This is a genomic window from Paenibacillus sp. MDMC362 (assembly GCF_003269305.1).
In the GTDB taxonomy this organism is placed as follows: domain Bacteria; phylum Bacillota; class Bacilli; order Paenibacillales; family Paenibacillaceae; genus Paenibacillus_AQ.
The window spans coordinates 12,332-38,849 of record NZ_QLYT01000044.1 but is presented as its reverse complement, the minus strand read 5'-3'; the positions used below and the strand labels follow the sequence as shown (position 1 = coordinate 38,849).

Genomic DNA, 26,518 nt, shown 5'->3' with positions numbered 1-26,518 from the left:
CAGCTTTTCGCTAATGTCGTCCTTTTTTTACTTGCTCGCTTTATATGCGCTCAAGAATTCCTTCACCTTCGCCGGATCGGCCACCAGCTCGTTGCCGGTTTTGACGATTGGGCTGACGGTGGAGTAGGCTTTGATTTTGTTATTGTTATAGTAAGTCAAAATTTCATCCTGGTTGATGGAGTAGAGGACCGCTCTTCTCAGATCATCGCTTGTTGCCACATCACGGTTCTTCGTGTTGAACAGCAAGTAGGATACGGCGTTGCTCTCGATCGTTTGCAGCTTCAGCTTGCTGTCGCCTTTAACCACATCGTATTTCGTTTCAGGCACGCCGTAGTACAAGTGAATTTCGCCGCTGCGCAGTGCGGAAAGCGTGCTGTCCGCATCCTTGATAAAGCGTACTTTCACCTGCTCGATTTTCGGTTCGTGCTCGGTGCCCTTCATGTAGCCAGGGTTTTTGAAGAAGGTCGCTTCATAGTCATTTTTGGAAGACAGAATATAAGGACCGCTGGCATACAGCGTGTTGTTATATTTGTCGCCTTCGGTTACCGTGTTTTGGTCGCCGTAAGGGATGTCTTTGTTTACATCGAATTTCTCGACGTCATACGTGTTGATGGATTCCACTTGTTTCTTCGATACGATACCGGCCGATTGGTGAGCCAGGTAGTTCAATACTTGCGGGAACGGCTCGGTGGTCGTCAATTTAATGACTTGGTATTTTCCGTCTTTCGTGCTTGCTTGATTCTTGTCGTCGACGAGGGAAGTGATCTTGGTATCCAAGCCAGCTTCCAGCGCATCCTTAATGCTTTCGCTGCCACCGGATACTTTGGTGTTCTCCAGCGCGCTCAGATCGGTTACAGCTTCAACCGTGTTGATATGCTCGTGAAGCGTGTAGGTGCGATGATCCGGTACCGAATTTTTGTCTTTGGCTCTGTTCATGGAGAAGATGACATCGTCAGCGCCTACGCGCTCGCCGGAATCTTCAGCCTTTTTGTTTGTAATTTTGGCAAAGTTAATATCGTCTCTAAGAATGAAGTAATACTCCGAGTTGCCTTCGCCAATGGCATGGTTATAAGACAGCGATCCTTCGGATGTGATCTTGTCATCATCGGTCAGGTTGATCAGACGTACGTTCATGTTGGTGTTGATGATGTTGATGGAACCGTCATTACCCTTGATCGGATCAAGAGAAGTCAGTTCGGAAATCGATTGGGACAGAATCAGCGGCTGTGAAGCACGCTTGGATTGGTCTTTGAAATCAACGGCTTCCCAAGGAAGGGAGCGGGACTTCGAGAGTCGGACGGAATTTTCGTCCAGGACATCCTTGTTGAACGCTTGGCTCTTCAGGGAGATGTACAATGGTGCGATATAAGCTTTGTCTGTTACAAGACGTTGTTCCAGTTGTTTGTAAGTTTCAACAGCGTCTTCAGGCGTTTGTGTTGCCGCTTGGTCGATCAGCTTGTCCACTTCTTCGTCGGACAGGATGCTGTAGTCGCCGCCGGTTTTGAACAGGGAACGTACAGCGTAGTCAGGGTTACCCGTAACGGTTGTCCAGCTGGAGAGCGAGATGTCGTAATTACCGGCATCTTGCTGAGCCTTGTAGCTGCCGTAGTCCGGCTGCAGATTCAGCTTCACGTTGAAGCCGTTCTTCGTGAGCTGGTCGCGAATGATGTTGACATCGGATTCGTTCGAGCTCATGCCAAGCAGTTCAATATTAACAGCGGATGTGTCTGTAGCTGTATCCGATGGTTCTTGCTGATTTTGCTGTGCATCATCTTTGGTTGTTACGTTGCATCCGGCCAGTACCATGACTAGCGAGAGAAACAGTAACAGCAAGGAACTCTTTTTCATTGGTGATACCCTCCTGAGTTGTATATATATATAAAATATTTTTTGAAACCGACAGTTAGTGTGCCAAGGGCACGAAGAGTTTTAATCCAGCTTAGGATCCAGGGCATCCCGCAGTCCGTCGCCAAGGAAGTTGAAGGACAGGACAAGCCCGATGATGGCTAGACCCGGATAAATGGCCAAGTAGGAATGCGTCTCAAGATACGTGCTTCCGATCTTCAGGATATTCCCCCATTCCGGGATGTGCGGTTCAACCCCGAGACCCAGATAACTCAAGCTGCTCGTCGAGATGACGGCTGCACCAATGGTTAGCGTAGATTTGACAATCATGGGTGCAAGCGAGTTAGGAACGATATGCTTGAATATAATCGAAAAATTGCTGGAGCCGAAAGCTCTGGCCGCATCGACATATTCAAAGGTGGAGACCAGGAGCACGTTTGCCCTCATGGTTCTCGCATAAGTCGGTATTGCGCCTACGCTGAGTGCCAGAATGAGGTTGACGGTGTTGGCTCCGAATGCAGCAATGATCGCAATGGCGAGCAGGATGCCCGGAATAGCGTACAGCACGTCCAGCAAACGCATGATGATGTTATCGGTATGGCGGCCATAGTAGCCGGAAATGGCACCGAGAACACCGCCGATGACAACCGGGATCGCCGTAGAGGCAAATCCGACGATCAGCGAGATTCGGGCTCCGAATACGATTCGGGAGAACAAATCCCGGCCGAAGTTGTCCGTACCGAATGGGTACACAAGGCTTGGCGGCTGCAGGATGGCACTGTAATTGTTATCGATCGCGATGCTGTAATCAAAGGTAAACAGACTGCTTACCGACAGACAGAACAGGAAGATCACAAAGAACAATCCGGACATGGCCGTCGAATTGGCAGTAAGCTTCACCCAGACGTCGCCCCAGCGGGTCATTGCCGGATTGCCGTTCTTGCGTATTTTCGCAAGGAGGTTGATGCCGAGCACCAAGGCAAAAATATTACCCGTCACCGCAGTCAGAATGACCGGAAAGGCAAGCCAGGCCATCCGGGGAGGTACAGAATTCGTTGTAACATATCGGGCAACGAGTATAAGCGCGATCAGCTGAATGACTGCAATAATCAGAAGCACGGCCATCGCCGGCAGGAATGTATTCGACACATAAGGCTTGAACAGATTCAGTGCCGAGACCGCGATGACAAACAGCTGGGTTAACAGCATGTAGACGGCAATTGTATATTCAGGAGGCTTCTGTTTTTTTATCAGATTGAAACCGAACGTGACGGTAAACAGATTTCCTGTGACAATGCTAAGCAGCTGAATGTATCCCAGGATCCTTGTCGAGCGTCGGATTTCTCCCTGGCTTTGAAAATCTCTGCGGATCAACAGCGTAATGATGATCTGAATGATGGTGAACAATGCATATGCCGCAAAGGCGGCGAACACCCACGGTTTGATGGTTCCCCCAGTGAAATCAAAGCTGTTCAGAAGCAGGATCACCGTTAAGGTCAAAGAAATAACCCATGTGAAGCTGGCTTGACTGTACTCGTGTGAGGATTTCAGCTGGTGTTTGGTTTCTTGTTTAGAAAGAAGCTTCTTGATCATGAGTACACCTGCTTTAGTATTGTTTCATCTTGGACCTGATCCGTGGATCGAAGAACGCGTACAAGATATCAATGATGACGTTCACCAGCGATATGGTAATGGCGGTGTAAACCACGCCGCCCATAATGGCCGGGATGTCAGGGATGAATTGTTTATCGACGATGTAGCTGCCGATTCCGCTGATGTTGAATACCTTCTCCGTAACGGCGGAGCCGCCGAGCATTCCGCCAAACTGAAGTCCGATGACTGTAATGATCGGAATGATGGCGTTGCGAACAGCATGCTTCATCAGAATGGTGCCCTTGCTGAGCCCCTTCGCTCTGGCTGTGATCATGTAATCTTCATTAATAACCTCCAGCGTAGAGGAGCGCGTCATTCTCGCTACCGAAGCGGTAAGTCCTGTACCGAGCACGATCACCGGCATGACCATGGACAACCAGTTCTCCGGGTTAAAGGTGGCGGGGAGCCACTGCAGCTTGATCGAGAAATTCAGGATGAAGATCAGTCCCTGCCAGAAGTTTGGAATGGACAGCCCGATCAGCGCGATAAACATAAACGTATAATCAAAAAACGAATTTGGTCTCGTTGCCGAGATAATCCCGATCGGCAATGCGATCGCAATCGCGATAATCAGGGAAATGACCGTAAGGGTCAGCGTAATCGGGAACTTTCTGGCGATGCTAGAAGTAATTTCTTCATTGCCCGAGAAGGATTTGCCGAGATCGAAGTAGGCGATTCCTTTAATGTTGTTCCACAGCTGGGTGAGATAGCCCTGATCCAGTCCGTGCATTTTGTTAAAAGCCGCGATCTGTTCCGGCGTTGCCGTCTCTCCCAAAATGTTGGCTGCAGGGTTGAACGGCGACAAGTGGAGAATCGTAAAGACGAGCACCGCTACTCCGAAGATAACGAAGACCGTCATCACGAGTCTTTCCAGAATATATTTCAGATAAGGATTGCTGTACAAAAAAATAAGGATGTACATCAGCAAGCCCGGAATAAGTGATATAATGAAGAACAACGGATTCTCGATAAGAGAACCAAACGTATCGGCCATGGTCAACCGTTTCCGGTTGTTCAGTTTCAGCTCCCTGACAGTCCGTTCCTTAAGGACTTCCCGGAACCTTGCTTCTACGATTTTGTCGACTTCCTGCCGGAGCTGCCCCTCATTGACTTTTTGCTTGAAAAAGTCGTGCTTGCGCTTCTGCTGCTCCATTATCTCGGAGCGAAGGGCCTCCAGATATCCGGCAGCGAGCATCTCGCTGCGTATGCGGTTCTCAGCCGCCGCGTAGTCGTCCTTCTTTCTCTGAACCAAATAAAATAGGAAGACCACGAGATTCACGGGCGCTCCCAATAATAATAGTAAGTATCTATAAGAAGGATTCAGAAGGATCTTACTGTATGTGCTGCTTATCGAACCTATGAGTCTGTTTGGTCTTGCTGCTTCTGTCCCCCCCATAAGCTGCCTTTCCTCCTTGTTTCAAATTGCATTATTCCGAGTGATATAGTATATTTTATTTTAGCCTATTTTAAAAGTCAATAGATTATAAGAGTTGTAGATGATATTACTTTAATGACATAAACGCATAATGGCAGGTGAGCAGAGTTGGAACCGATATTGCAGGTTAAAAATTTGAGTGTAGCCTTTCAATCCCGTGATTCAGAATTTCACGCGGTGCGTGGGGTCAGCTTTGAAGTGAAGAAAGGGGAAACGCTCGGGATCGTTGGGGAATCGGGAAGCGGCAAAAGCGTCACCGCACGCTCGATCATGCGGCTGCTGCCTTCCCCGCCTTCTTATATGAAGGATGGGGAGATCCTGTTCCTTGGCCAGAACCTGGCGGAGAAAACCGAGAAAGAGATGGAGAGCATCCGCGGACGCGATATCGGGATGATCTTTCAGGATCCGATGACCTCGCTTAATCCGACGATCCGAATCGGGGAACAAATTTCAGAGAGCCTGGTCAAACACCAGAAGCTGTCCAAGCAGGAAGCGAAGCAGCAGGCGCTTGAGATGCTGAAGCTGGTCGGCATCCCGAACAGCGAAGCGCGTTATAACCAGTACCCTCACGAGTTCTCGGGCGGCATGCGGCAGCGGGTCATGATCGCCATCGCGCTGGCGTGCAGACCTGCGCTGCTGATCGCGGATGAACCTACAACGGCGCTTGACGTAACCATTCAGGCTCAAATCCTCAATCTGATGAAAAATATGCAGGAGCGATTCGGTTCTTCCATTATATTGATCACGCATGACCTTGGCGTTGTCGCGGGCATGTGCGACCGCGTGGCGGTGATGAAGGACGGCGTGATCGTCGAGACGGGAACGACGGACGAAATTTTCGAGAATCCTCAGCATCCCTACACCCTGAAGCTGTTAAACGCGCTTCCGCGCCTGGACGAGAAGAAGAAAGCGAAGCCCGCGCCGATCATTGTGCCTAGCACGGATTACAAGGGACCTCTGTTAGAGGTTAAATCCTTGAAGCAGTACTTTGATATGGGTAAAGGTAATGTGCTTAAAGCGGTAAATGATATCAGCTTTCACATACAGGCTGGGGAAACGCTCGGGGTTGTCGGGGAATCCGGCAGCGGAAAATCGACGACGGGACGAGCCATCCTACGCCTTCACCAGCCAACCGGCGGAGAAGTGCTGTACCAAGGAATGTCCGTAAATCGCCTTTCTCCTTCGGAAATGAAGGCCATGCGGCGCCATATGCAGATGATATTCCAGGATCCGTATGCCTCGCTCAACCCAAGATTGAAGGTGGTGGACATTATCGGCGAAGCGCTGGATGTTCACAAATTGACGGGAAGTAAGCAGGAGCGGAAGAAACGGGTCGAGGAGCTGCTGGATATGGTCGGATTGGATCCGGCCTATGCCACGCGCTATCCGCATGAATTCTCGGGCGGCCAGCGCCAGCGAATCGGGATTGCCCGGGCGCTTGCGGTGGAGCCGAAATTCATTGTGTGCGACGAGCCGCTCTCCGCGCTCGACGTGTCGATCCAATCGCAGATCGTGAAGCTGCTGGAGGAGCTGCAGCATCGTCTGGGCTTGACCTATCTGTTTATTGCGCACGATCTGTCGATGGTGAAGCATATCAGCGACCGCGTTGCCGTTATGTATATGGGCAAAATCGTGGAGCTGGCTGAAAGCGAAGAGCTGTACTCCAATCCGCAGCATGATTATACGAAGTCCCTACTCGCGGCGATTCCGGTACCCGATCCGAAGATCGAATCCAAGAAGAAACGGGTACTGCTGGAAGAACGCACCGGCGAGGACAAATATAACCTCGAGCATTCGGAGCTTGTGGAAGTATCGGAAGGCCATTGGGTGGCCATGCCAACCGGAGCTTAATCGAACCATAACAGAACCTGTCCCGACTTTGGGGCAGGTTTTTTATTTGAGGAAATAAGAATAAGCTTTGGAGGCTTACCATCCTGGTCCCGCAAGAAAAACTTCTACTAGATGCAGTATGTCTTTTGAGAAAGTACGTCGATACACGTTTTTCTCTTCCGATGGGTTATGCCAAAAAATTCGCCTATAAATCGACGATTTGCATGGTACATAAAAAGGAAATGAGCACTGCGTGGCAAATATTTAATGCTAGGAAGCGTTCTCACGAGAAATGAGCCTACGGATTTCCAATTGTACGTACATTAGCAACATACCGATGAGGAGGAAGTGGAATGAATCGTTTGCAGCAAGGGGATGTCGTATTATTTCAAGGAGACAGCATTACGGATTGCGGTCGTGACCGGAACTTTTCCGGCAGCTTGGGAAACGGATACCCGCTATTGATTGACTCGTTGTTCGGCATGAAATTTCCTGAGTTAAATGTAACCTTTCTGAATAGAGGGATCAGCGGAAACCGGGTCGTTGACTTGAATGCTAGATGGCAGGAGGATTGCCTGGACTTGAAACCGGACTGGGTATCCATCTATATCGGAATCAATGACACTTGGCGCCGTTATGATAGCGGGGACCCGACAAGCACCGAGGATTACAAAGCCGGCTACCGTAAATTGATCGAACGCACGAAAGGGGCGCTTGACGCCAAGCTGATTCTGGTTGAGCCGTTCGTGCTGCCGCATCCGGAGGATCGCAGAGTTTGGCGCGAGGATCTGGATCCGAAAATCACGGCCGTTCGCGAATTAGCAGTGGAATACGGGGCGCTGCTGGTGCCGCTGGACGGATTGTTCGCTGCGGCGTCGGCCCGCCGCGAAGCTGCCTTCTGGGCGCCGGACGGCGTGCATCCGTCACCGGCCGGACACGGACTGATCGCGAAGGCTTGGCTCGAAACGATAGGCGTTCGTTTGGATTAATTCATTGATCGGCAATAAGCGGACTGCAATGCTGCAGGATAAGCTTGGGTGAGCTGATCGATTAGGATGGGAAAAAGAGCTCGGGGGTGAATGACTGCCCTCTCGAGCTCTTTTTTTTGATAGGATTTGCACGGGATATGAAATATCGGCGCGCCGCTGCCGATACATATCAAATGAAGGGGCTGGCGTATGGAATGAAAGCGTCTCTCAGGCAGAAGGAGAGTTAGAAAATAACTTTCATTTTTTTTGCCTATGTGGTGTAATGCATTAAAGCGAGAAAATAAGGGTTGACGCCTCTAATTAAATCCTATAGGATTACTTGTATTAATTAGTATAGTCCTTTTAACGGAAAACAGGGGGAGAGAGAACATGAAAGGCAGTAAACACGTAAGGAAATTAACCGCGCTGGTGCTTGCGTTTATGATTGTCTTAACCGGCTGTGCTGAATCGGGCAGCGGCGGCGGCAGCGGAGCAGGCAATCTGGCGGACAAAGTCGAGAACCTGCCGTCAGGCATTGCCGAGAAGGATCCGGTGAAATTGATGGTCGTTCGGAAAATCGGGGGCGATGATCATACGGCGCAATTTTTGGCAGGCGCGAAGCAGGAAGGCGAGGCTCTCGGGTTTAAGGTAGATACCTTCTCGGCGAACGGGGATTCCGCCAAATTCCACGATGCGATCGCCCAAGCCATTGACAGCGATTACGATGGATTTATCATTTCGCACGGAGACGATCCTGCATCCGTTCAAGACGTGAAGAAGATTACGGATAAAGGAATTCCGGTCGTTACCTTTGACTCCTTGCCGGAGATTGGCGACATTGCAGGGGTAACCCAGACGTCGCAGGATGATGAGCAGCTGGCGAAGCTGGCACTGGACAAGCTGGTCGAAGAGCAAGGGCCGGAAGCCAACATCGTCTATCTCTGGGTAGACGGATTCCCGCCGATGGTACGACGTAATGCCGTATACCAGGAAACGCTGAAGAACAATCCGGGCATCAAGGAAGTGGAGCGTTTCGGCGTGGCGAGCGACCAGACTTCGCTGGAAACGCAAAATGCGGTATCCGCCATCCTGACGAAGTATCCGAAGGGCGAAATCGATGCGATTTTCGCAACCTGGGATGCGTTCGCCATCGGCGCAGCCAGAGCGCTGGAGGAAGCGGGACGCACCGAGGTTAAGATTTACGGCATCGACGTATCCAACGCGGACCTGGAGCTGATCCAGAAGCCGGACAGCCCTTGGGTGGCTACCGCAGCCGTAGATCCAAAAACGATCGGCGCGATCAACGTGCGTTTGCTAGCTAAAAAGATTGCCGGTGAGGAAACGCCTGCCACGGTCAATCTGGAGCCTGTATTGATCGAGCGTTCCAGCCTTGAGGGTGCAGCCGAAGCGGTCAACATGGTCAACCTGGCGGATATTATCCCTAGCTGGGGGACGAGCACCGAATTCGAAGAGGACTGGATGAAGGCGTTGAAAGAAGCAAGCGGCAAATAAACGGCATTATTCATACAGGCGCTCTTGTCGGTTTTCGATAAGGGCGCCCTATCCTATTTGAAGGGAAGAATACACTTGCGAAGCGTTATGGAGCCAACAACTGCCACATCAACCGACGTGTCGGGTGCGGCACCCTTACTTCAAATGAAGCATATCTCAATTTCTTTTCCAGGCGTCAAGGCGTTAATCGATGTTGACTTTCAGACGGTCGCAGGAACAGCACATGCATTGATCGGCGCGAATGGCGCAGGGAAATCTACATTAATGAAAATTCTATCGGGTGCTTACAACCATTATGAGGGCGAGATCTGGATCGATGGGAGCAAGGCAGACATTCGTTCCCCGAAGGAAGCGAAGGATCTGGGCATTCAGATCGTCTATCAAGAGGTGGATACGGCGCTCATTCCGAACCTGACGGTCGGAGAGAACATTATGCTCGACCGGACGGTTCACGATATGGGTAAGCGGCACTTGATCCGCTGGAAGGAGCTCCAGCAGGAAGCTGAGTCGATTCTTGCACGGATGAACATCCGGGTTCCCGGCAAAAAGCTGATCTCGGAGCTGACGCTGGCGGAGAAACAGATGGTGCTGATCGCAAGGGCCGTCTCCAAGCAGTGCCGGATTCTGGTTCTGGACGAGCCGACCGCGCCGCTCAGCCACAGCGAGACAGATCAGCTGTTCAAGCTGGTGCGCAAGCTGAAGCAGGATGGGGTCGGCATTATTTTCATCTCGCACCGGCTGCCGGAACTGTATGAAATCTGCGACGAGATTACGATCATGCGGGATGGTCAGCTGGTGAAGAGTGACCGCATTGCAAATATCGATCAGCCCAAAGTGGTGGAGTACATGCTGGGCTCCAGGATGGAGCAGCAGTTTCCCCATATCCAGCGAGAGATCGGCTCTGTCTGCTTCGAGGTGAAGAACATGTTCGACCCAGGCAAAATCAACAGTGTTGACCTGCACATACGCAAGGGGGAGATCGTCGGCTTGGCCGGGCTGGTCGGTGCCGGGAAAACGGAGCTGTGCCGGGCGATATTCGGAGCATCCGATACATCAACCGGCGATATCACGCTGAACGGGAAAAAGCTCCGCATCCGCTCGCCGCACGATGCCGTCTCGCATGGCATCGCGCTGGTTCCCGAGGAACGCCGACGCGAAGGCGTCTTCGTGGAAGAGCCGGTGTCCGTCAACCTAACGGCTGCGGTGCTGTCCCGTTTCGCCAGATGGGGATCCTGGCTCAGCTTCGGCAAGGAAAAGCAGGCGGCGAGGGAGATTATCGAGTCGCTCGGAATTAAGACCCCGAACGAGCGGGCCAGAGTGAGAAACTTGTCCGGGGGCAACCAGCAGAAGGTGGCAATCGGCAAATGGCTGCTGGTCGACGCGGATGTGTATATTTTTGATGAGCCAACCAAAGGGGTTGACGTGGGCGCGAAGCGGGACATTTTTCATCTGGTGGCCGAGCTGGCCAAACGGGGGAAATGCGTGCTGTACGCCTCCAGCGAGCTGTCCGAAATCGTTGGCATCACGGATCGGGTGTATGTGATGTATGACGGCGGCATCACGAAGGAGCTGACGACGCAGTCATCCAACGAAGAGGAACTATTGCTTTATTGCACAGGAGGCGGGTTAACATGAATACAGCAAGACCAATTAAGGAGAAGCCGGCGGCTAGTTTCGCTTTTGATTTTCTGTATAAATACGGCACGTTGATTACGGTATTCGCACTTATTCTCGTATTCGGGACCGTCGCCGATAACTTTTTGAATACAAGCAACATTATTAACATACTCCGTTCGATTTCGATCGTGACGATTATTGCCGTGGGATTGACCGTATCGCTGGCCGTGGGCGGGTTTGACCTGTCTGTGGGCTCAACGGCTTCCCTGGCGAATGCGCTGGTCATTTCCATGTTCGTCTGGCATGGGCAAAATATCGGCATCGGCATCGGCCTCACGCTGCTGTTCTGTCTAGCCGTCGGGCTGATCAACGCGTTTCTGGTCATCAATTTCAAAATCGACGACATGCTGATGACCCTGGCGACGATGTTTATCTTCCAGGGCATTGCCTTGACATATACCCGGGGTGCTACCATTTCCCAGAATATGATCCTGCCGAGCGGAGATTTTGCCACGGGTAAAATTCCGGCGGTGTTTGAGAAGATCGGACAGGTGCCATGGATCATTATCATCATGGTGCTCGTGGTCCTCGTGGTCCATCTGTTCCTGACCTATACCAAACACGGACGGTATATGTATATGATCGGAGGCAACCGAGAAGCGGCGGCCTTATCCGGGATTCCGGTGAGCAAATACCGTTTGATTGCATACCTGGTCTCCGCATTGTTTGCCGCCATCGGCGGAATTATCCTCGGGGCTCGCGTCATGACGGCCGAGGTGGGCTCCGGCGGACCTTATCTGATGGATGCCGTCGCTGCGACCTTCATCGGATACTCCGTATTCGGAGCCGGCAAGCCGAACGCGCTTGGGACCTTTGTCGGCGCCGTGTTGATCGGTATATTGCAAAACGGTCTGATCATGCTGTCCGTGCCGTATTATGCGATGGATATCGTGAAGGGCTCGGTGCTGGCGTTGGCGCTTGCCTTGACTTACTATAAGAAGCGACATTGATGGCTGAGCCGCACGTATTTTGACCAGCTTGCTCCATTCATTCTTATCAAGACTGTCCCTCCAGTGATTCTGCTCTGGATCGGGTGGTCTTTTTTTATGGCCAGCTGCTTTCGGGCGGGTTATCCATGATTTGGTTATGCAGTTGACGGACTCAACGTGTATTGACTATCCTTGTAGAAGACTGATTATAATTGTACATACATTTGTCTCTTATAAAGAGAAAGGGGACTCATCATGAAAAAACCAACCTTCATACAACCGGATCCCAAGGCTTGGCTGGACACGTTTCACTTTGAAATTCCGATAAAGATAAGGTATTGCGAAACGGATATGCTGGGCCATGTCAATAACGTCAGTTATTTCATGTATTTTGAGCAGGGACGCATTGAGTATTTCGAGAACCTGGGATTGACCGAGGACCTCTTCAGCAAACAAAAGGTATCGGTGGTTGCGGATCTGGAATGCCAGTATCTTGCTCAATTGTATCTGAAGGACCCGCTTAAGCTTCATGTCCGTGTGGCCGAGATCGGACGTTCCTCCATGGACGTCCAGTATGCGATTGTCGTGGACGGCATCTTAAAAGCGGCCGGTCGCGGAACCATTGTGCTCATTGATACCGCGTCAGGCAAGAGTACGCCGATTCCGGATTCGGCACGCGAGCGAATATCCGCTTTTGAAGGATGGATGTAACGAAAAGTGAAAGATCACTTACTATCAGATGAGAAGGGATGGGATTAGAGATGAACATCCGTTTTGCCATTATAGGCACAAACTGGATTACCGAGCGGTTTCTGCAAGCTGCTCTGGAGACGGAAGAATTTATTCTAGCTGCCGTATATTCCCGAACGGAAGAGAAGGGCAGGGCTTTCGCGGCCAAATATGCGGATCCCAAAGTATATACGGATCTTGTGACGATGCTGCAGGATGACGAGATTGACGCCGTGTACATTGCAAGTCCGAATTCTTATCACGTAGATCAGGCGATATTGTGCATGAACCACGGGAAGCATGTTCTGTGCGAGAAGCCGATGGCTTCTAACGCAGCCGAAGTGTCCGCCATGATTGAAGCTGCGAAGAATAACAACGTTCTGCTCATGGAAGCCCTGAAGTCGACATTGATGCCGAACTTCAAGACCGTCAGGGACAACCTGTACAAGCTGGGTCCGATCCGGCGTTATTTTGCAAGCTACTGCCAATACTCCTCCCGTTATGATGCGTACAAGCAGGGAACGGTGCTCAATGCATTTAACCCCGAATATTCCAACGGTTCTCTTATGGATCTGGGGATTTATTGCCTGTATCCGATGGTCACCCTGTTCGGTAAACCGGACTCCGTGAAAGCTTCCGGCTATATGCTATCCTCCGGGGTTGATGGCGAGGGCAGCCTGCTGTTGTCCTATCCCGAGATGGATGCCGTGATCATGCACTCCAAAATCAGCGATTCCTATGCCCCTGCCGAAATCCAGGGCGAGATCGGCACGATGATTATTGACAAAATCAATCAGCCCTATGATGTGAAGATTCATTACAGAGACGGCACCATTGAGAACGTGACCCAGCTTCAGACCCATGAATCGATGTATTATGAAGCACGGGAATTTATCGATTTAATCCAATGCGGCGAAAGGGAAAGCGCAATCAATACCCATGCCAACTCACTCATTACGGCCGAAATCATGCAGGAGGCCAGACGCCAGGTAGGACTGCGGTTTCCGGCCGATTCCCGCATCGATATATGATATTTGTCATACTCCCGAAATGACGTTTATGACTACGAGTTACGTGACATTCTATCTATAATTAGATTAGACAAGTGCGTGATACATGTATAATGTCCTTGCGCCATTTCGAGGAGGAAGACAACTATGGCTAAACCCGATAACAAACTATCCAGCTTGAAAAAGAACGTTGCCCCTTATGAAGAAATTGACACAAAGGCGAGTATAGGTCAGCTTTTCAATACACTGGTTCCCTTAATATTGCTATGGTATGCAGCCTATTTAAGTTTATCTGTATCCTACTGGCTAACCGTGCCCATAGCGATTATTGCATCGGGATTTGTTGTTCGGACGTTTATCATATTCCATGACTGTTGTCACGGATCTTTCTTTAAGAGCCGCCGGGCGAACAAAATTCTCGGCACGATTACAGGCGTTATTACATTGTGCCCTTACGAACAGTGGAAGAACACGCACGCGATTCATCACGCGACGAGCAGCAATCTCGATAAGCGGGGAATCGGCGATATGTGGGTATTGACCGTTGAAGAGTATGGAGCGGCTTCTTTCTGGCAGCGTTTATACTACCGGGTATACCGTAATCCGATCGTGATGTTCGGACTGGGTCCCATCGCCATATTTCTGGTATCCTACCGTTTTAACCGTAAAGGTGCGAGACGCAAGGAGAAAATCAGTAACTATATAACGAATATTTCGATTGTTGCGCTGTATGCATTGCTGTGCTGGGCGATCGGATGGCAGGCCTTCCTCCTCGTTCAAGCTCCTATATTCATGGTGTCGGGAATGCTGGGCATTTGGTTGTTCTATGTACAGCATCAATTCGAAGAAACGTACTACGAGCATGATGAAGAGTGGAGTTATATCAATGCAGCCGTAGAAGGCAGCTCTTATTACAAACTTCCGAAGGTTCTGCAATGGATCACGGGTAACATCGGCTTCCATCACGTTCACCATCTGAGCCCGAAGGTTCCTAATTACAACCTGGAGAAGGCGCATGAAGCTGCTCCTCCGCTGCAAAAGGCAACAACGATTACACTCAAGACCAGTTTGAAATCTATTCGTTTCCGTCTGTGGGATGAAGAGAAAAAGGTGTTTGTCACATTTAAGGAAGCAAAGAAATCGCTTCGAAAACCGAAGGAATCGGTATTGGCAAAAGCCGAGAAGAGCCTGGCGAACAGCAGGCCTAGGGTGCAGGGCGAGTAATTCCTTTCGGCTATGAGGTTATAATTAGGAATAAATAAGAATCACAGGTCCGTTATACAGAAATGAGGACAAAGCTAGAACCGACAGAAGGTGGGACTCCATGCAGAAGTGGTATCAGATATTTCATAAAAGTACGGGGCTGAGCCCTTATGTATGGGTCGTCTTCTATATCCTTCCGTTCTATTTCATCTTCCGGTCGACCTCTACCTATCAGGTCGTATTCGGTACGCTGATGATCGTGATGTTCTTTGCTTTCTACGTCTTTTCATTTCTGGCCAAAGGCTGGCTCGTCTACTTCTGGACGAGTCTGCAAATTCTGATATCGATTACGATGTCATTGGTATTCGGATATATCTATTTTTCGTTGTTCCTCGCATTTTTTATCGGGAACATCAAGAATAAGGCCGGGTTTATCACGCTGTATTCGATCCATCTGGTCACCACCATCATTACGGTCAATTATGGATTGTTAACGCGGAATCCGTTCTTTATCACGCAGCTGCCATTTGTGCTTGTCAGTGTAGTCGGGGTGATTCTGCTGCCCGTGACGAACTATAACCGGAATAAGAATGATCAGCTGCAAGGTCAGCTGGAGGATGCCAACAAACGGATTTCGGAACTGGTGAAGCTGGAGGAACGTCAGCGGATTGCCCGCGATTTGCATGATACGCTCGGACAGAAGCTGTCTCTCATTGGCCTCAAAAGTGATTTGGCCGGTAAATTGATGACGCAAGATACGGAAAGAGCCCAAGCCGAGATCAACGATGTACGCCAGACGGCCAGAACGGCACTCAAGGAAGTGCGCGAGATGGTGACACGGATGCGGGGGACCCGGCTTACGGATGAAATTTTCCGCATTCAGCAAATTCTAAAGGCTGCCCAGATTGAATTAACCTTTGAGGGAACGCTGGAGCCGGAAAATCTGTCGTTAATGAATGAAAATGTGATTAGCATGTGCCTGAAAGAGGCCGTGAATAACATAGTGAAACATAGCAATGCCACGGCTTGCTCCATTGTGATCGAATCCACGGAAACGGAACTGGTTGCGAGGGTGAAGGACAATGGAACAGGGTTCGTGATCGATGCGAGAAACCGCGGCAATGGGCTGCGGGGAATGAGAGAGCGGCTTGAATTCGTAAATGGAAGCATGGAGTTCACTTCCGGCGAGGGGACTACGCTGGTCCTACGTGTACCTAATGTGCTCAGAATGCCGGATAAGGAGGCGGGAATATGATCCGAATTGTCATAGCCGAAGATCAGCGATTGCTGCTTGGAGCCCTGGCCTCACTGCTTGATCTGGAAGAAGATATGCAGGTGGTCGGGACGGCAGGGAATGGGAGGGATGCCGTACAGCTTGTCAAACTTCATAAACCGGATATCTGTATCATGGATATTGAGATGCCGATGATGAACGGACTTGAAGCAGCTGAAGAACTAAAGGGCTCTGGCTGCAAGGTGATGATCCTGACAACCTTTGCCCGGCCGGGGTATTTTGAGCGTGCCGTGAAGGCCGGTGCCAACGCCTATCTCCTTAAGGACAGCCCGAGCGAGGAACTGGCGGCATCCATTCGGAGCATTATGGCCGGCAGACGAATATACGCCTCCGAGCTGGTGGATGAAGCGTATTCCGGCGAAGAGAATCCGCTGACGGAGCGGGAAAAGGAAGTGCTGGGCCTGATTGCGGACGGCAAGAACACGAAGGAAATTGCCAATCAGCTGTTTATTACAACGGGCACCGTGCGAAATTATATTTCCGTTATTCTTGATAAGCTTGGTGTCAGCAACCGGATCGAAGCGATTACGCGTTTTAAAGAAAAAGGTTGGTTTAAATAATCATCTGAAAATAGCCGGAAGCCCCGTGGTTGCAGCCACGGGGCTTCTTTTTTTTGTCCGGATAAAGATAATGGGGGATGGCCACAAGGGTGTTTTTTCGCGATATATGTATTTTTTTACCTGGTATTGTATTCAATATTATGCATAAATATTCATTTTATTTTGTGGGGTAAAGTGTTTGGATATATTTTATATTTTTTGGAAACTATAAAATCACTAATAAAATTAACCCTGAACATTATGGAGTAAATATAGCATCTATTGGGTTATCAAGCAAGAAAACGGCAGTCACTTTGTAAATGTATGCATTTTTATGTATAATAGAAATGATTGCCAGAAGTCAAATTTGAGGAGGAGGAGGTCTTCTATGGACCATATGATGTTTGAGGTTGGAACTGCTCTGATTCTGGTTGCTATAGCCTCCGTAATTGCTGGAAAGCTCAAGTTCTCGATCATACCGTTCTTGATTGTGCTCGGGATGCTTGTAGGTCCACATGCACCAACGATAGGGATTCTTGATTTTAAGTTCATCGAGAGCCAGGGGATCATCGATTTTCTGGGACAGATCGGTATTCTATTCCTGCTCTTTTATCTTGGTCTTGAATTTTCCGTTCAAAAATTGATCAAGTCCGGAAGAAACATTGTGGTAGGCGGAACCGTATACGTAGTATTGAACTTCGTACTGGGTGTGGCTTACGGTTTCGTGATCAATATGCCGCTGTACGAGACGCTGATCATTGCAGGGATGCTGTCGGTTTCCTCCAGCGCCATTGTCGCTAAGGTGCTTGTGGATCTGCGGCGCACAGGGAATGCGGAGACGGAACTCATTCTCGGCATGATTTTGTTCGATGATATTTTTCTTGCCGTGTTCTTATCGATTATGTCGGGACTCCTGTTAGGCGGGGCTACATCGATAGGCGCAACCATCATCTCGGTTTGCATTTCCATAGGTTACATGCTGTTGTTCTTTGTTATTGCGAGAAAAGGCCCGCCTATACTTAACAAATTGCTGAATATTACGTCCAGCGAGATTTTCATTATCGTTGTTTTCTCGTCGATGTTCTTTATTGCCGGGTTTTCGGAGACATTGCACGTAGCCGAAGCGATCGGCGCGCTGTTGTTCGGACTGGCTTTATCGGAGACGGATCATAGCGAACGGATCGAGCAGCTGGTCATTCCTTTCCGTGACTTTTTTGGAGCCATCTTCTTCTTCAGCTTCGGTCTCGGCATCGACCCGACCACGCTTGGCAATGCGTTTTGGCTTGCTCTAGGCGCCGTGGTACTGACCATTATCGGTAATCTGGTCGCAGGCATGATAGCGGGTCGCAAGGCTGGATTATCGCATAAATCGTCGCTTAACATCGGATTGACCATTATGGCTCGCGGGGAGTTCACGATCATCGTTGCGAATCTGGGACTCGCCGGCGGACTGTCCGCTATGCTGAAACCATTCTCGGCCCTCTATGTTTTGATTCTTGCGATTCTCGGTCCTCTTCTAGCCAAGGAGTCAAAACGTGTCTACCGCGGAGCGAATAAAATATTCAAATGGAGCGAGCCCGTGGAGAAAGTAAAAAAAAGGAAGGCCTAAGGCTGCTGGCCTGATTTACTTTCTTCCAACTAATCTATATAATCTAGAGATTGAATTAACCCCAGAACGGAGGATTTTCACATGAGTATTATTCGCGAATCTGATCTGCCGGGTATCGGTAAGAAATTTCTTATTCAGGCGAGATCAGGGGATAAGCTGGTTATTGTTATTCATGACGATGGCCGTAGAGAGCTGTACCATTTTGAAGATGACGATCCTGAGGAGACCATCTCCCAGATTACATTAGAGGATGATGAGGCTAGACAAATCGCCGGCATCATCGGCGGCATGACGTATAAACCGAAAGCGCTCGAGACCATCGAGGTGACACTCGAAGACCTGATCATCGAATGGGCACGCATCGAGCCGCATTACAAATGCGTGGGACAATCCATTGCGGGGCTTCAGGTTCGTCAACGTACAGGTGCTAATGTATTAGCGATTGTGAACAAGAAAGAGCAGAAAATCAATCCGGGTCCGGACGACATCCTGACAGCGGGATCGACGCTGGTGCTTGCGGGCGAGCGCAAGCAGATCAAGCAGCTGAAAGAACTGCTGGTTAACGGCTAATAGTGATCCTTTCGTCGATGCGAAGATAAACCATACCGAAAGCAAGCGCCTCCTTTTACGGGGGGCTTGCTTTTTTATGTGGAGGGCAACCTATTCATCAAAGGGATGATATCTTTTTGCATAAGAAAAAGCGCAAAGGTCTCGTCCCTTTGCGCTTTTTCTGTTTAACAGCGGGATGCTGCGGGTTATGGATTGCCAGAGGGGCCGGTTACTTCCGGGCCACGATCATAAACCGGGCGGAATTCGTCCGGATACCCCGATCTGTGCGATGGTCTCTGATATACTGCTGCAGGATGCGAAAATCCGATTCCTCCTGTCCAAACCCGGGGATAATGGGCGTGTGCTTCAGCAGAAAGATAAGATCCTCTTCACGTTCATAGTATTCATCCGCATCGTATTCGGCATATTGGATATTACGGAACCCGGCAAGCCGAAGTTCCTCCATATATTGATCCTTTAAGGCACCGTCTTCACGGGAGGATTGTCCTCTGCCAAAGGCTTGAGCCAGATTGGCTTTATCAGATTCGCGAACCTGCTGCGTTAGAAACACGCCATCCTCTTCTAGTACTCTTCCCACCTCTGATGCACGGAATGGGGAATGTCTGCATGAGATCAAATTGAAAAACGCCTCCGGGAATTGAAGCGACTCTGCATCCATCTGCATAAAGCGTACATTGGAAGCCGATACGTTCCGTTTATTCCGCCGGGCTGTCTCCATCATCGCATGCGATAGATCGATTCCAACCAGCAGGGCTGCTTTGTCGGCGATGGACATCAAGCTCTCTCCACCACCAGTGCCGATATCAAGCACAACATCGGATTTTTTGCATAATTTGCCAACCTCATCGTAAAAATCCCACTCCATACCCTCGGAGATACATCTTAGCTGGCTAAAGTCCCAGCCGTTTAAAGCCCCTACGATATCATAAAACTGCTTGTATTCCTGTGAATCCATTTATATTGTTCACCTTCCATATGAGATAAAATGGGATGCTGAAAACAGATCGTCACTTATTCGTTCGTTGCCAGTTACTGTGATTCTGGCTAGGCCCGGTCCAGTATGAGAGACCGGGCCTAGCTACTTCGAACGGCAAGGACCCTTATCAGCATCCAATTCACCCCATTTCTGAAAGATTATTTTTAAGAGATAAGAAAGTATAAGCTTCAGAGGCTTACCATCCTTATCTCGCCAGAAATACTTCCGCTATACGCGGTCTGTCTTCTAAAGAAAGTACGTCGATAGATGTTTTTCTTATTGTAAGTCCAAGGATTCTACATGATCAAGGAGAATTTTATTAGGAGGAAGGACCATAATCTTAAGCAAATGATAAGAATTTGGAAGTATGGCGTTAAGAACTGTCTACTATACTTGATGAATCTGTTTCGCAAGGAACGAGAATAATCGAATTTTTAAGATGGGAGGGTACTTTCATGAACCAATTAAAATCTTTATCAAGGGAACGTCTTCCCGAGCTGCAATTGGTACGCGCATTCGCCATCATCGGCGTGCTGTCCGTTCACTCTACATCGTATGCCGTATCTGCGATGACGGATTCCAAATACTTTTTTATGTACAATTTCATGAACATCTTCATGAAATTCGGAACGCCGACATTTATATTTTTGAGCAGTCTGGTACTCTTCTATAATTATTATGACCGTCCCACAACGAAGGAGCTGATCGGCGGATTTTACAAGAAAAGACTGCTGTACATTATCATTCCATATACGCTGTTCTCCGTGTTCTACTTCGCGCTGCTCCACTATTTGTATTATCAGGGCAGGCCGTTCGGTGAGACGATGGAGAGTTTTGTGCAAAAGTTGTTGACGGGCAAAGCGTATACGCATCTCTATTTCGTATTTATCAGCATTCAGTTTTATGTGCTGTTTCCGCTTGTATTATGGCTGTTCAAGAAGATGCCCCAGCTGGCGAAATGGGCGATACCGATTGGACTGGTGATCCAGTGGACGTTTATACTGATGAATAAGTATTATTGGCAGGTACCGAATAAAGGAAGCTGGGCATTGTCCTACATTGCCTATTTCATGCTGGGTGCTTTTATCGGCATTTATTACCCGAAACTGAAAGCCTGGCTTGTTATTAGCCGCGCGAACGCACGGCCTCATCGCATTACCGCCTGGGTGGTGCTGTGGATCGCATGGACGGCGGCCGGTCTCGGGCATGTGTACATTTATTACAACAACCGGCTGCTTGGAACCGGGTATAATTCAACGCTGTATGAGCTGCTGTGGAATATGCATACGTACCTGGGGGCGCTCGTTCTGCTCCAGCTTGCGATTCTTTTTTATCGGGCAGGGGTGCGGGGATGGACGCCGGCGCTGGAAAGACTGGGTGCCGTATCTTTCGGGATATATCTCATTCATCCGTTCTTTCTGCTCGTCTACCGGGAGTTTCCGTTAACTACGGGGAATTCCATGCTTACCCACCTGTGGTATGCAGGCGGTTTTGCGGCGGCATTAGTCTGTTCATGGATCGTTGTGGAATTGACGGTTCGATTTATACCAGGCTCATGGGTGATATTCGGTAATATTCCGAAGGCGAAGAGGTCGGTTAAACCAGTCGATTCGCCGTCTGTGCCTCTTTCCGGTTCGTAGTCTGCTTCACGGTAAACCAGGACGTATCCAAAGCCGAGGGCATGGCTCTGGCGAAGCGAAGAGACAACCATTACCGCACCACGCAGTCTGACATCCATGAAGAATGACACCGTACGGCGTTGTTCTGGCAGCCGTTGATCAAGGAGGAGCCATGTCTGGAGTTACGATATTAATGGTTGATGATGAAACCGAAATTTTGAAATTGATGGAGATTTACGTCAGAAATGAGGGCTACACGCTGCTCACCGCATCTCACGGCCTGGAAGCGCTGGAGATTCTAAGAACCCATAAAGTGGACTTGATCATCCTTGATGTCATGATGCCGCAGATGGATGGCATTGAGGCATGCATGAGAATTCGGGAGGAGAACAACACGCCGATCATCATGCTGTCGGCCAAGAGTCAGGAGATTGACAAAATCGCCGGACTCAGCATCGGCGCGGATGATTACGTGACCAAGCCGTTCAGCCCGCTTGAATTGATCGCAAGGATCAAATCGCAGCTCCGCCGATACAAACAGCTGAACAGTAACTCGGTGAGGGATGAGAACGAAATTCAGATCGATGAGCTGGTGATTAATGTCGCTTCCCACCGGGTGGCGGTGGCAGGCGTTGAGATTAAGCTGACGCCCCGCGAATTTGCTCTGCTGCATATGCTGGCCATCAATCGCGGCCTCGTCCTTAGCATGGACAAGATTTATACCGAAGTGTGGAACGAACCGTTCATGGAATCGAAAAATACAGTCATGGTACATATTCGCAAGCTGCGCGAGAAGATCGAGAAGGATCCGCAGCAGCCGGTATATATTAAGACGGTGTGGGGGATTGGCTATAAAATAGAGTAAACTTAAGCAGAGGTGACGAACTTGAAAATAATGAAGCTTTATAGCATCCGCCTGAAGATGCTGCTTATGCTGCTTGCCAGCATCGGCATCACGGCCGCCCTGCTTATCATACTCTACGCATTAAGCACGTTGATACTCTCTATTCCGGCCATCAAGCCGCCGCTCGTCTGGATCATTAACAACATTGGCTCGGATCCGGTTATGCTGGTTGCGGGCATCATTCTCTTTTTGGTCAGCTATTATGTGAGCACGAAGTGGTTTGTCCTTGATCTGCAGAAGATTCAGACCGGTCTTCAGGACATCACGGCGGGGCGATTCGATTCCAGAATCGAGCTCAGATCCCAAGACGAATTAGGCATCGTCGCTTCCAGCATAAACCGCATGACCGATCAGCTGAACGTTTATCTGGAGGAAATCAGGATTGGGCTTCGCGAGATTGCCAAGGGGAATTTCGACACCGACATTCCGGTTCAGTCAGGCAGCCAACTGGGTGAGGTGGCCGAGAGCATCAACCAGATGAGCAGGCAGCTTCACCAATCCATATTGGAGGAACGTAACGCGGAGAAAACAAAGAATGATCTGATTACGGGAGTTTCCCATGACTTGCGGACGCCGCTTACATCGATACTGGGATTTCTGGAGGTTATCGAGGAAGACCGGTACCAGGATGAAGTGGAGCTGCGTTACTACGTAAATATCGCATATGAGAAAGCGCAAAGTCTGAAGAAGCTGATTGATGATTTATTCGAATACACCCGGATTAATAACGGGCTTCCGCTGGATATCCGGGAGATCGATATGGCTCAGTTCATGAGACAGCTGATCGAGGAATTCGTTCCTGCTCTGGAGAAAGCCGGGCTGGAATGTAAGCTTGCTGCAGAGGAAGGGCTCGTGGTTCGGGCAGACGGCGCCCAGCTCGTCCGGGCTTACGAGAATTTGATATCCAATGCGATCCGTTACGGGGAGTCGGGCAAAAGAATCGACATTGCCGTCCGCAGTGAGGGCAATCAGGTGAGCATCAGCTTCACCAACTATGGCGATCCGATTCCCGAGCGGGATTTGCCGTTCATCTTTGACCGCTTCTACCGTGTAGAGGCTTCCCGTTCGAAGCAAACCGGTGGCACCGGCTTGGGATTGGCCATTACGAAGAGCATAGTGGAAGTCCAGGGCGGCGAAATCCGGGTGCGGAGCGATCGGCAGCGAACGACCTTTGAAACGCGCTTTCCTACAGTCGTATAGCGACTGCTTCAAATTCCTGTATTTACTTTGCCTATTTTCCCAGGAAAACAGGATGTGATCTTGAATGAGCGCCCCTTAATGAGGGCGCTGCAATACGAATACAGTTTCTATAAAACACAACCCAGTGCCTCGGGCGGTACTGGGTTTGTTGTTATACTGGAAGAAGTAAAAAAGGGAGAGAAGTCGTTTGATTCACAAGGCAGACAATTAACCGTGTTCGTCGTAAACCTGAAATGGATGGTCCATAGAATAAAGCGTCCCACCCTTATATTCGCTCTGAACCGGGAAAGGGTTCAATCTGTCTCATACGTATCATTGTTCTCTCGAATCACTTCCATAAACTCCAGGACAATCGTTGATATGGCATCCTCTTGAGGCATATAGATATATTGACTGATTTTCATTATATCGTCTTTGTATAAATCAATGAGTTGCAGAATGGCTTGATCTTCATTCTGCTTTGCAGCTTGCAGCAAAGTCATGAATTCGCGATCTGAGATAACTTTTGGATCATTTTTCTTTTCCATCGGTTCACCGCCTGTTGAGAGATATGGAGCTGCTTGGCTACTTCCGCTTCAGTGAGGTCTTCTAAGTAGAGTTTATATATAATGGTTCTTCCTTGAGGGGGTAATGAATCCAGTAATTGACCAAGCCAAATGCGGTCATCGGATCTAGCATGAAATAACCCTGTCTGCGCGGTACTAATATCAGGGTATAGCGTTTCTCGTTTTCTAAGTTTTTTAGCCTGATATTGTATTCTCCAACCAATCCGATAAATTTCAGTCTTATAGTGTTCGTATGCTGTTATATGCTGCTTCATAACGCATCCCTCCTGTGCCTGTCTATCATCGTATTCATTATTTTGGGGAAAAAGAGAAAGTTAACAAGCTACAAATAGGAACATTTGTTCTTATTTTTATTGTACCATTTTTTACATCTATTGTGAAATGGTAATCTACTCTATAAGTTGTATTATTGATTTCACTCGATAGAGCAGCCGTGTGAAAAGTTCTTCCGATCACTGTCGTTCAAGGATTTCTAGGATTAATTAAATGGCTGTCGGCAGAAATCCACTCATAAAAAGGACAAAAGAAAAAGGACAGCTCGGATAAAGACCGAGCTATCCTTTTTCTTTCTCATATTATTGGAGTGTGACCTTAGGATTGAGCGTGATCTCAAAGGCGCGCCACCAGATGAAGTCAGGATTGTCATAAACCAGCGAAGCACTGCCGTACTCTGACAATTTCCACGAAGAGCCCTTTATTTGTTTGACATTGCATGTCGGAGTGGAGGTACCGATCAGGAAAGCGTTCCTTCCGGCCAGCGTTGTTTGGTGGATCTGCATTTGATCTCGAAGAATCGTGAACACTTGCTGGTAAGCTGATTCTGTGTTGAAGAGACGCATGTTTTGATCAGCGAACGAGGCTTGTAGATTCTCGTAACGAATATTGCTTGGAGTTCTGGAATAGCTTCGGACATCGACTACAGCTAGTCTCTTATAATAATAATCCTTCAAAAATCGTTTGAAGAGTAGTGACCCATGAGCGTTCACCGCCATATTCAATTCGGAGGCAGAGGTCTCTGATACCAAAAAAGCGTAGCGCGCTTGCCCCATGCCAAGCGAGATGCCCATAAGGTTCCCGGCAGTGTTCCATGCACTATAACCCAATAGGCGTCCCGTGTACTGGCTGTCTAGCAGAGCTTCCGTTACCGTTGGATTGGCAGAGCCTTTTCCCGTGAAATCCATAACCACAGTTGCTACGAAGTTTGTTCCATTGGTTTGGATGCGGCTTACGGCACTGGACACCTGTGTTTCGTCTGTGATTGCCAGGATTTCAATGTTTGGTGTGCAATTGACATATTGGCCGCCAACGACGTCAATATGGCGAAGAATATTCTGATGAACAGTCATGTATTCATAGCTGTTGATGATTGTGGATCCATGAGGACCGAAATATTGTACCGAAATTTGCGTTTTTCTGCCTTCCCGATGCAATTGATTAGCCATCCGTGCTACCAGAGAATGACCCAAGCCATCTGCATCAGGCAGTATAATGGCGCGATTCGGATTTTGTCCCTCACAACCGCCTAGATAACGATCGATATAAGTCTCCACAAATCGAATTTCATTGATTTGCACGCCTTCTTTATTCGCATCGTCCACCCCAACGGCCAGGAAGTCAATATAACCCTGACGTACAAGCCTGTCCAATACATAATGATTGGTTTTAAACTTATGCTGCCTTGTGTTGTAGTAATGGGTTTTATTGAAGTGAACGGTATCGCCCAGCTCGGTGCCATCACCGGATATATTATAGCCGTTCAAAATATCGTTGAAGTCTGTATATTTTTTGCGAGCTATCCCCATGAGACTGCGAGACTCGGTGTACGCGTTATAAGTGAGTCCCTCCACGTATGTGGTCGTAGCGAGTCGCATAATGGTATCCAACACATAGATTGGCTTGTTCGGATAAAGCTGTTTAATCTCGCGGATTACGTCAAGCAAGTCTGCCGTCCCTGAATCATAATGGGGATACGTCCCTCCTCCGCTTGTTCGTAAACGTCTGCTACCGATTAAGCCTCCATAAATGAGCATATCGATCGAAATAATAAAACCCTGGACGGAAGAGGCGTGACTTAATATGAACTGACGAATATCTTCCGGTTTACCAAAGGTAGGTGCCGAGGTGCCTATCAGTTGGCTGCCTGAAGCATCTGCGACCGAATCGATCCGGTTACGAATATCTGTAGCAAGAGGAGTTATTAGGTTCAATCCTGAGGCTTGTCCTAATTTGATTACATCATCAAGGTTTACCGGGCGGTCATCCAAGGGTACATACAATACATTTCTCATTGGTCAACTCTCCTTATATATGGTTTAATTGGCCTTCATATATATAGGTGAATTTCCCTTTCCTTTTACAACCACCAATCAGTTTTTTCAAGTTAAGATCTGTTATAACGTGGCGAAGGTAATTGTTCAGCTTTATTTAAGCATTCGTTAAGGATTTGGACC

22 protein-coding genes are annotated in these 26,518 nt (G+C 48.9%); 15 read left to right on the top strand and 7 right to left on the bottom strand.

Annotation, left to right across the window (positions count from 1 at the left end):
• Positions 1-27 precede the first annotated feature (27 nt).
• From DP091_RS21830 to DP091_RS21820, 3 genes are all read right to left on the bottom strand, one after another.
• A complete protein-coding gene (locus DP091_RS21830; RefSeq protein ID WP_113060248.1) occupies positions 28-1,848 on the bottom strand; it encodes an ABC transporter substrate-binding protein in 1,821 nt (606 codons plus the stop codon).
• Between the two features lie 81 nt (positions 1,849-1,929).
• Entirely contained in the window at positions 1,930-3,438 is a 1,509-nt protein-coding gene (locus DP091_RS21825; protein ID WP_113060247.1) for an ABC transporter permease, read from the bottom strand.
• Between the two features lie 13 nt (positions 3,439-3,451).
• Complete coding sequence (locus tag DP091_RS21820; protein WP_113060246.1) at positions 3,452-4,894, bottom strand: ABC transporter permease; 1,443 nt, start codon at positions 4,892-4,894, stop codon at positions 3,452-3,454.
• A gap of 147 nt (positions 4,895-5,041) precedes the next feature.
• On the opposite strand from DP091_RS21820, the gene DP091_RS21815 reads away from it, so the two are divergent.
• The 12 genes from DP091_RS21815 (at position 5,042) to DP091_RS21760 (ending at position 18,803) form a co-directional block, all read left to right on the top strand.
• Positions 5,042-6,784 carry an ABC transporter ATP-binding protein gene (locus tag DP091_RS21815; protein WP_113060245.1) on the top strand — a complete coding sequence of 581 codons (1,743 nt, stop codon included), beginning with the start codon at positions 5,042-5,044 and terminating at the stop codon, positions 6,782-6,784.
• 332 nt (positions 6,785-7,116) lie between these two features.
• Positions 7,117-7,752 carry an SGNH/GDSL hydrolase family protein gene (locus DP091_RS21810; protein ID WP_113060244.1) on the top strand — a complete coding sequence of 212 codons (636 nt, stop codon included), beginning with the start codon at positions 7,117-7,119 and terminating at the stop codon, positions 7,750-7,752.
• Between the two features lie 369 nt (positions 7,753-8,121).
• Entirely contained in the window at positions 8,122-9,243 is a 1,122-nt protein-coding gene (locus DP091_RS21805) for a sugar ABC transporter substrate-binding protein (protein WP_113060243.1), read from the top strand.
• A gap of 144 nt (positions 9,244-9,387) precedes the next feature.
• Entirely contained in the window at positions 9,388-10,878 is a 1,491-nt protein-coding gene (locus DP091_RS21800) for a sugar ABC transporter ATP-binding protein (RefSeq protein WP_113060306.1), read from the top strand.
• Positions 10,875-11,870, top strand: a complete 996-nt coding sequence (locus DP091_RS21795; RefSeq protein WP_071221204.1) for an ABC transporter permease — start codon at positions 10,875-10,877, stop codon at positions 11,868-11,870. The genes DP091_RS21800 and DP091_RS21795 overlap by 4 nt, the downstream gene beginning before the upstream one ends.
• Before the next feature lie 234 nt (positions 11,871-12,104).
• Positions 12,105-12,560 carry an acyl-CoA thioesterase gene (locus tag DP091_RS21790; RefSeq protein WP_113060242.1) on the top strand — a complete coding sequence of 152 codons (456 nt, stop codon included), beginning with the start codon at positions 12,105-12,107 and terminating at the stop codon, positions 12,558-12,560.
• Positions 12,561-12,610: 50 nt separating this feature from the next.
• Entirely contained in the window at positions 12,611-13,609 is a 999-nt protein-coding gene (locus DP091_RS21785; protein WP_113060241.1) for a Gfo/Idh/MocA family protein, read from the top strand.
• Positions 13,610-13,735: 126 nt separating this feature from the next.
• The gene (desA, locus tag DP091_RS21780) at positions 13,736-14,812 is read left to right on the top strand and encodes a Delta(5) desaturase DesA (RefSeq protein ID WP_113060240.1); all 1,077 of its coding nucleotides are present in this window, start codon (positions 13,736-13,738) and stop codon (positions 14,810-14,812) included.
• Positions 14,813-14,912: 100 nt separating this feature from the next.
• On the top strand, positions 14,913-16,046 hold the full coding sequence (locus tag DP091_RS21775) for a sensor histidine kinase (protein ID WP_113060239.1): 1,134 nt from the start codon (positions 14,913-14,915) through the stop codon (positions 16,044-16,046).
• Positions 16,043-16,645 (top strand): response regulator transcription factor, encoded by a 603-nt coding sequence (locus DP091_RS21770; protein WP_113060238.1) that lies wholly within the window; start codon positions 16,043-16,045, stop codon positions 16,643-16,645. Before DP091_RS21775 ends, DP091_RS21770 begins: the two co-directional genes overlap by 4 nt.
• A 367-nt stretch (positions 16,646-17,012) precedes the next feature.
• Positions 17,013-18,233, top strand: coding sequence for a cation:proton antiporter (locus tag DP091_RS21765; RefSeq protein ID WP_113060237.1), 1,221 nt, complete (start codon positions 17,013-17,015; stop codon positions 18,231-18,233).
• 81 nt (positions 18,234-18,314) lie between these two features.
• Positions 18,315-18,803, top strand: coding sequence for a cation:proton antiporter regulatory subunit (locus DP091_RS21760; RefSeq protein WP_071221197.1), 489 nt, complete (start codon positions 18,315-18,317; stop codon positions 18,801-18,803).
• A gap of 208 nt (positions 18,804-19,011) precedes the next feature.
• Here DP091_RS21760 and DP091_RS21755 read toward each other — a convergent pair whose 3' ends face one another.
• Complete coding sequence (locus DP091_RS21755; RefSeq protein ID WP_113060236.1) at positions 19,012-19,758, bottom strand: class I SAM-dependent methyltransferase; 747 nt, start codon at positions 19,756-19,758, stop codon at positions 19,012-19,014.
• 476 nt (positions 19,759-20,234) lie between these two features.
• Here DP091_RS21755 and DP091_RS21750 point away from each other — a divergent pair, with 476 nt between their 5' ends.
• The 3 genes from DP091_RS21750 (at position 20,235) to DP091_RS21740 (ending at position 23,502) form a co-directional block, all read left to right on the top strand.
• Positions 20,235-21,419, top strand: coding sequence for an acyltransferase (locus DP091_RS21750; RefSeq protein ID WP_113060235.1), 1,185 nt, complete (start codon positions 20,235-20,237; stop codon positions 21,417-21,419).
• A gap of 151 nt (positions 21,420-21,570) precedes the next feature.
• The gene (locus DP091_RS21745) at positions 21,571-22,263 is read left to right on the top strand and encodes a response regulator transcription factor (protein WP_113060234.1); all 693 of its coding nucleotides are present in this window, start codon (positions 21,571-21,573) and stop codon (positions 22,261-22,263) included.
• 21 nt (positions 22,264-22,284) lie between these two features.
• On the top strand, positions 22,285-23,502 hold the full coding sequence (locus DP091_RS21740) for a sensor histidine kinase (RefSeq protein WP_113060233.1): 1,218 nt from the start codon (positions 22,285-22,287) through the stop codon (positions 23,500-23,502).
• 293 nt (positions 23,503-23,795) lie between these two features.
• On the opposite strand, the gene DP091_RS21735 is transcribed toward DP091_RS21740, so the two are convergent.
• From DP091_RS21735 to DP091_RS21725, 3 genes are all read right to left on the bottom strand, one after another.
• On the bottom strand, positions 23,796-24,029 hold the full coding sequence (locus DP091_RS21735) for a hypothetical protein (RefSeq protein WP_258394654.1): 234 nt from the start codon (positions 24,027-24,029) through the stop codon (positions 23,796-23,798).
• Complete coding sequence (locus tag DP091_RS21730; protein ID WP_113060231.1) at positions 23,981-24,322, bottom strand: sigma-70 family RNA polymerase sigma factor; 342 nt, start codon at positions 24,320-24,322, stop codon at positions 23,981-23,983. Before DP091_RS21730 ends, DP091_RS21735 begins: the two co-directional genes overlap by 49 nt.
• A gap of 321 nt (positions 24,323-24,643) precedes the next feature.
• A complete protein-coding gene (locus DP091_RS21725) occupies positions 24,644-26,356 on the bottom strand; it encodes a DUF4127 family protein (protein ID WP_113060230.1) in 1,713 nt (570 codons plus the stop codon).
• Positions 26,357-26,518 lie beyond the last annotated feature (162 nt).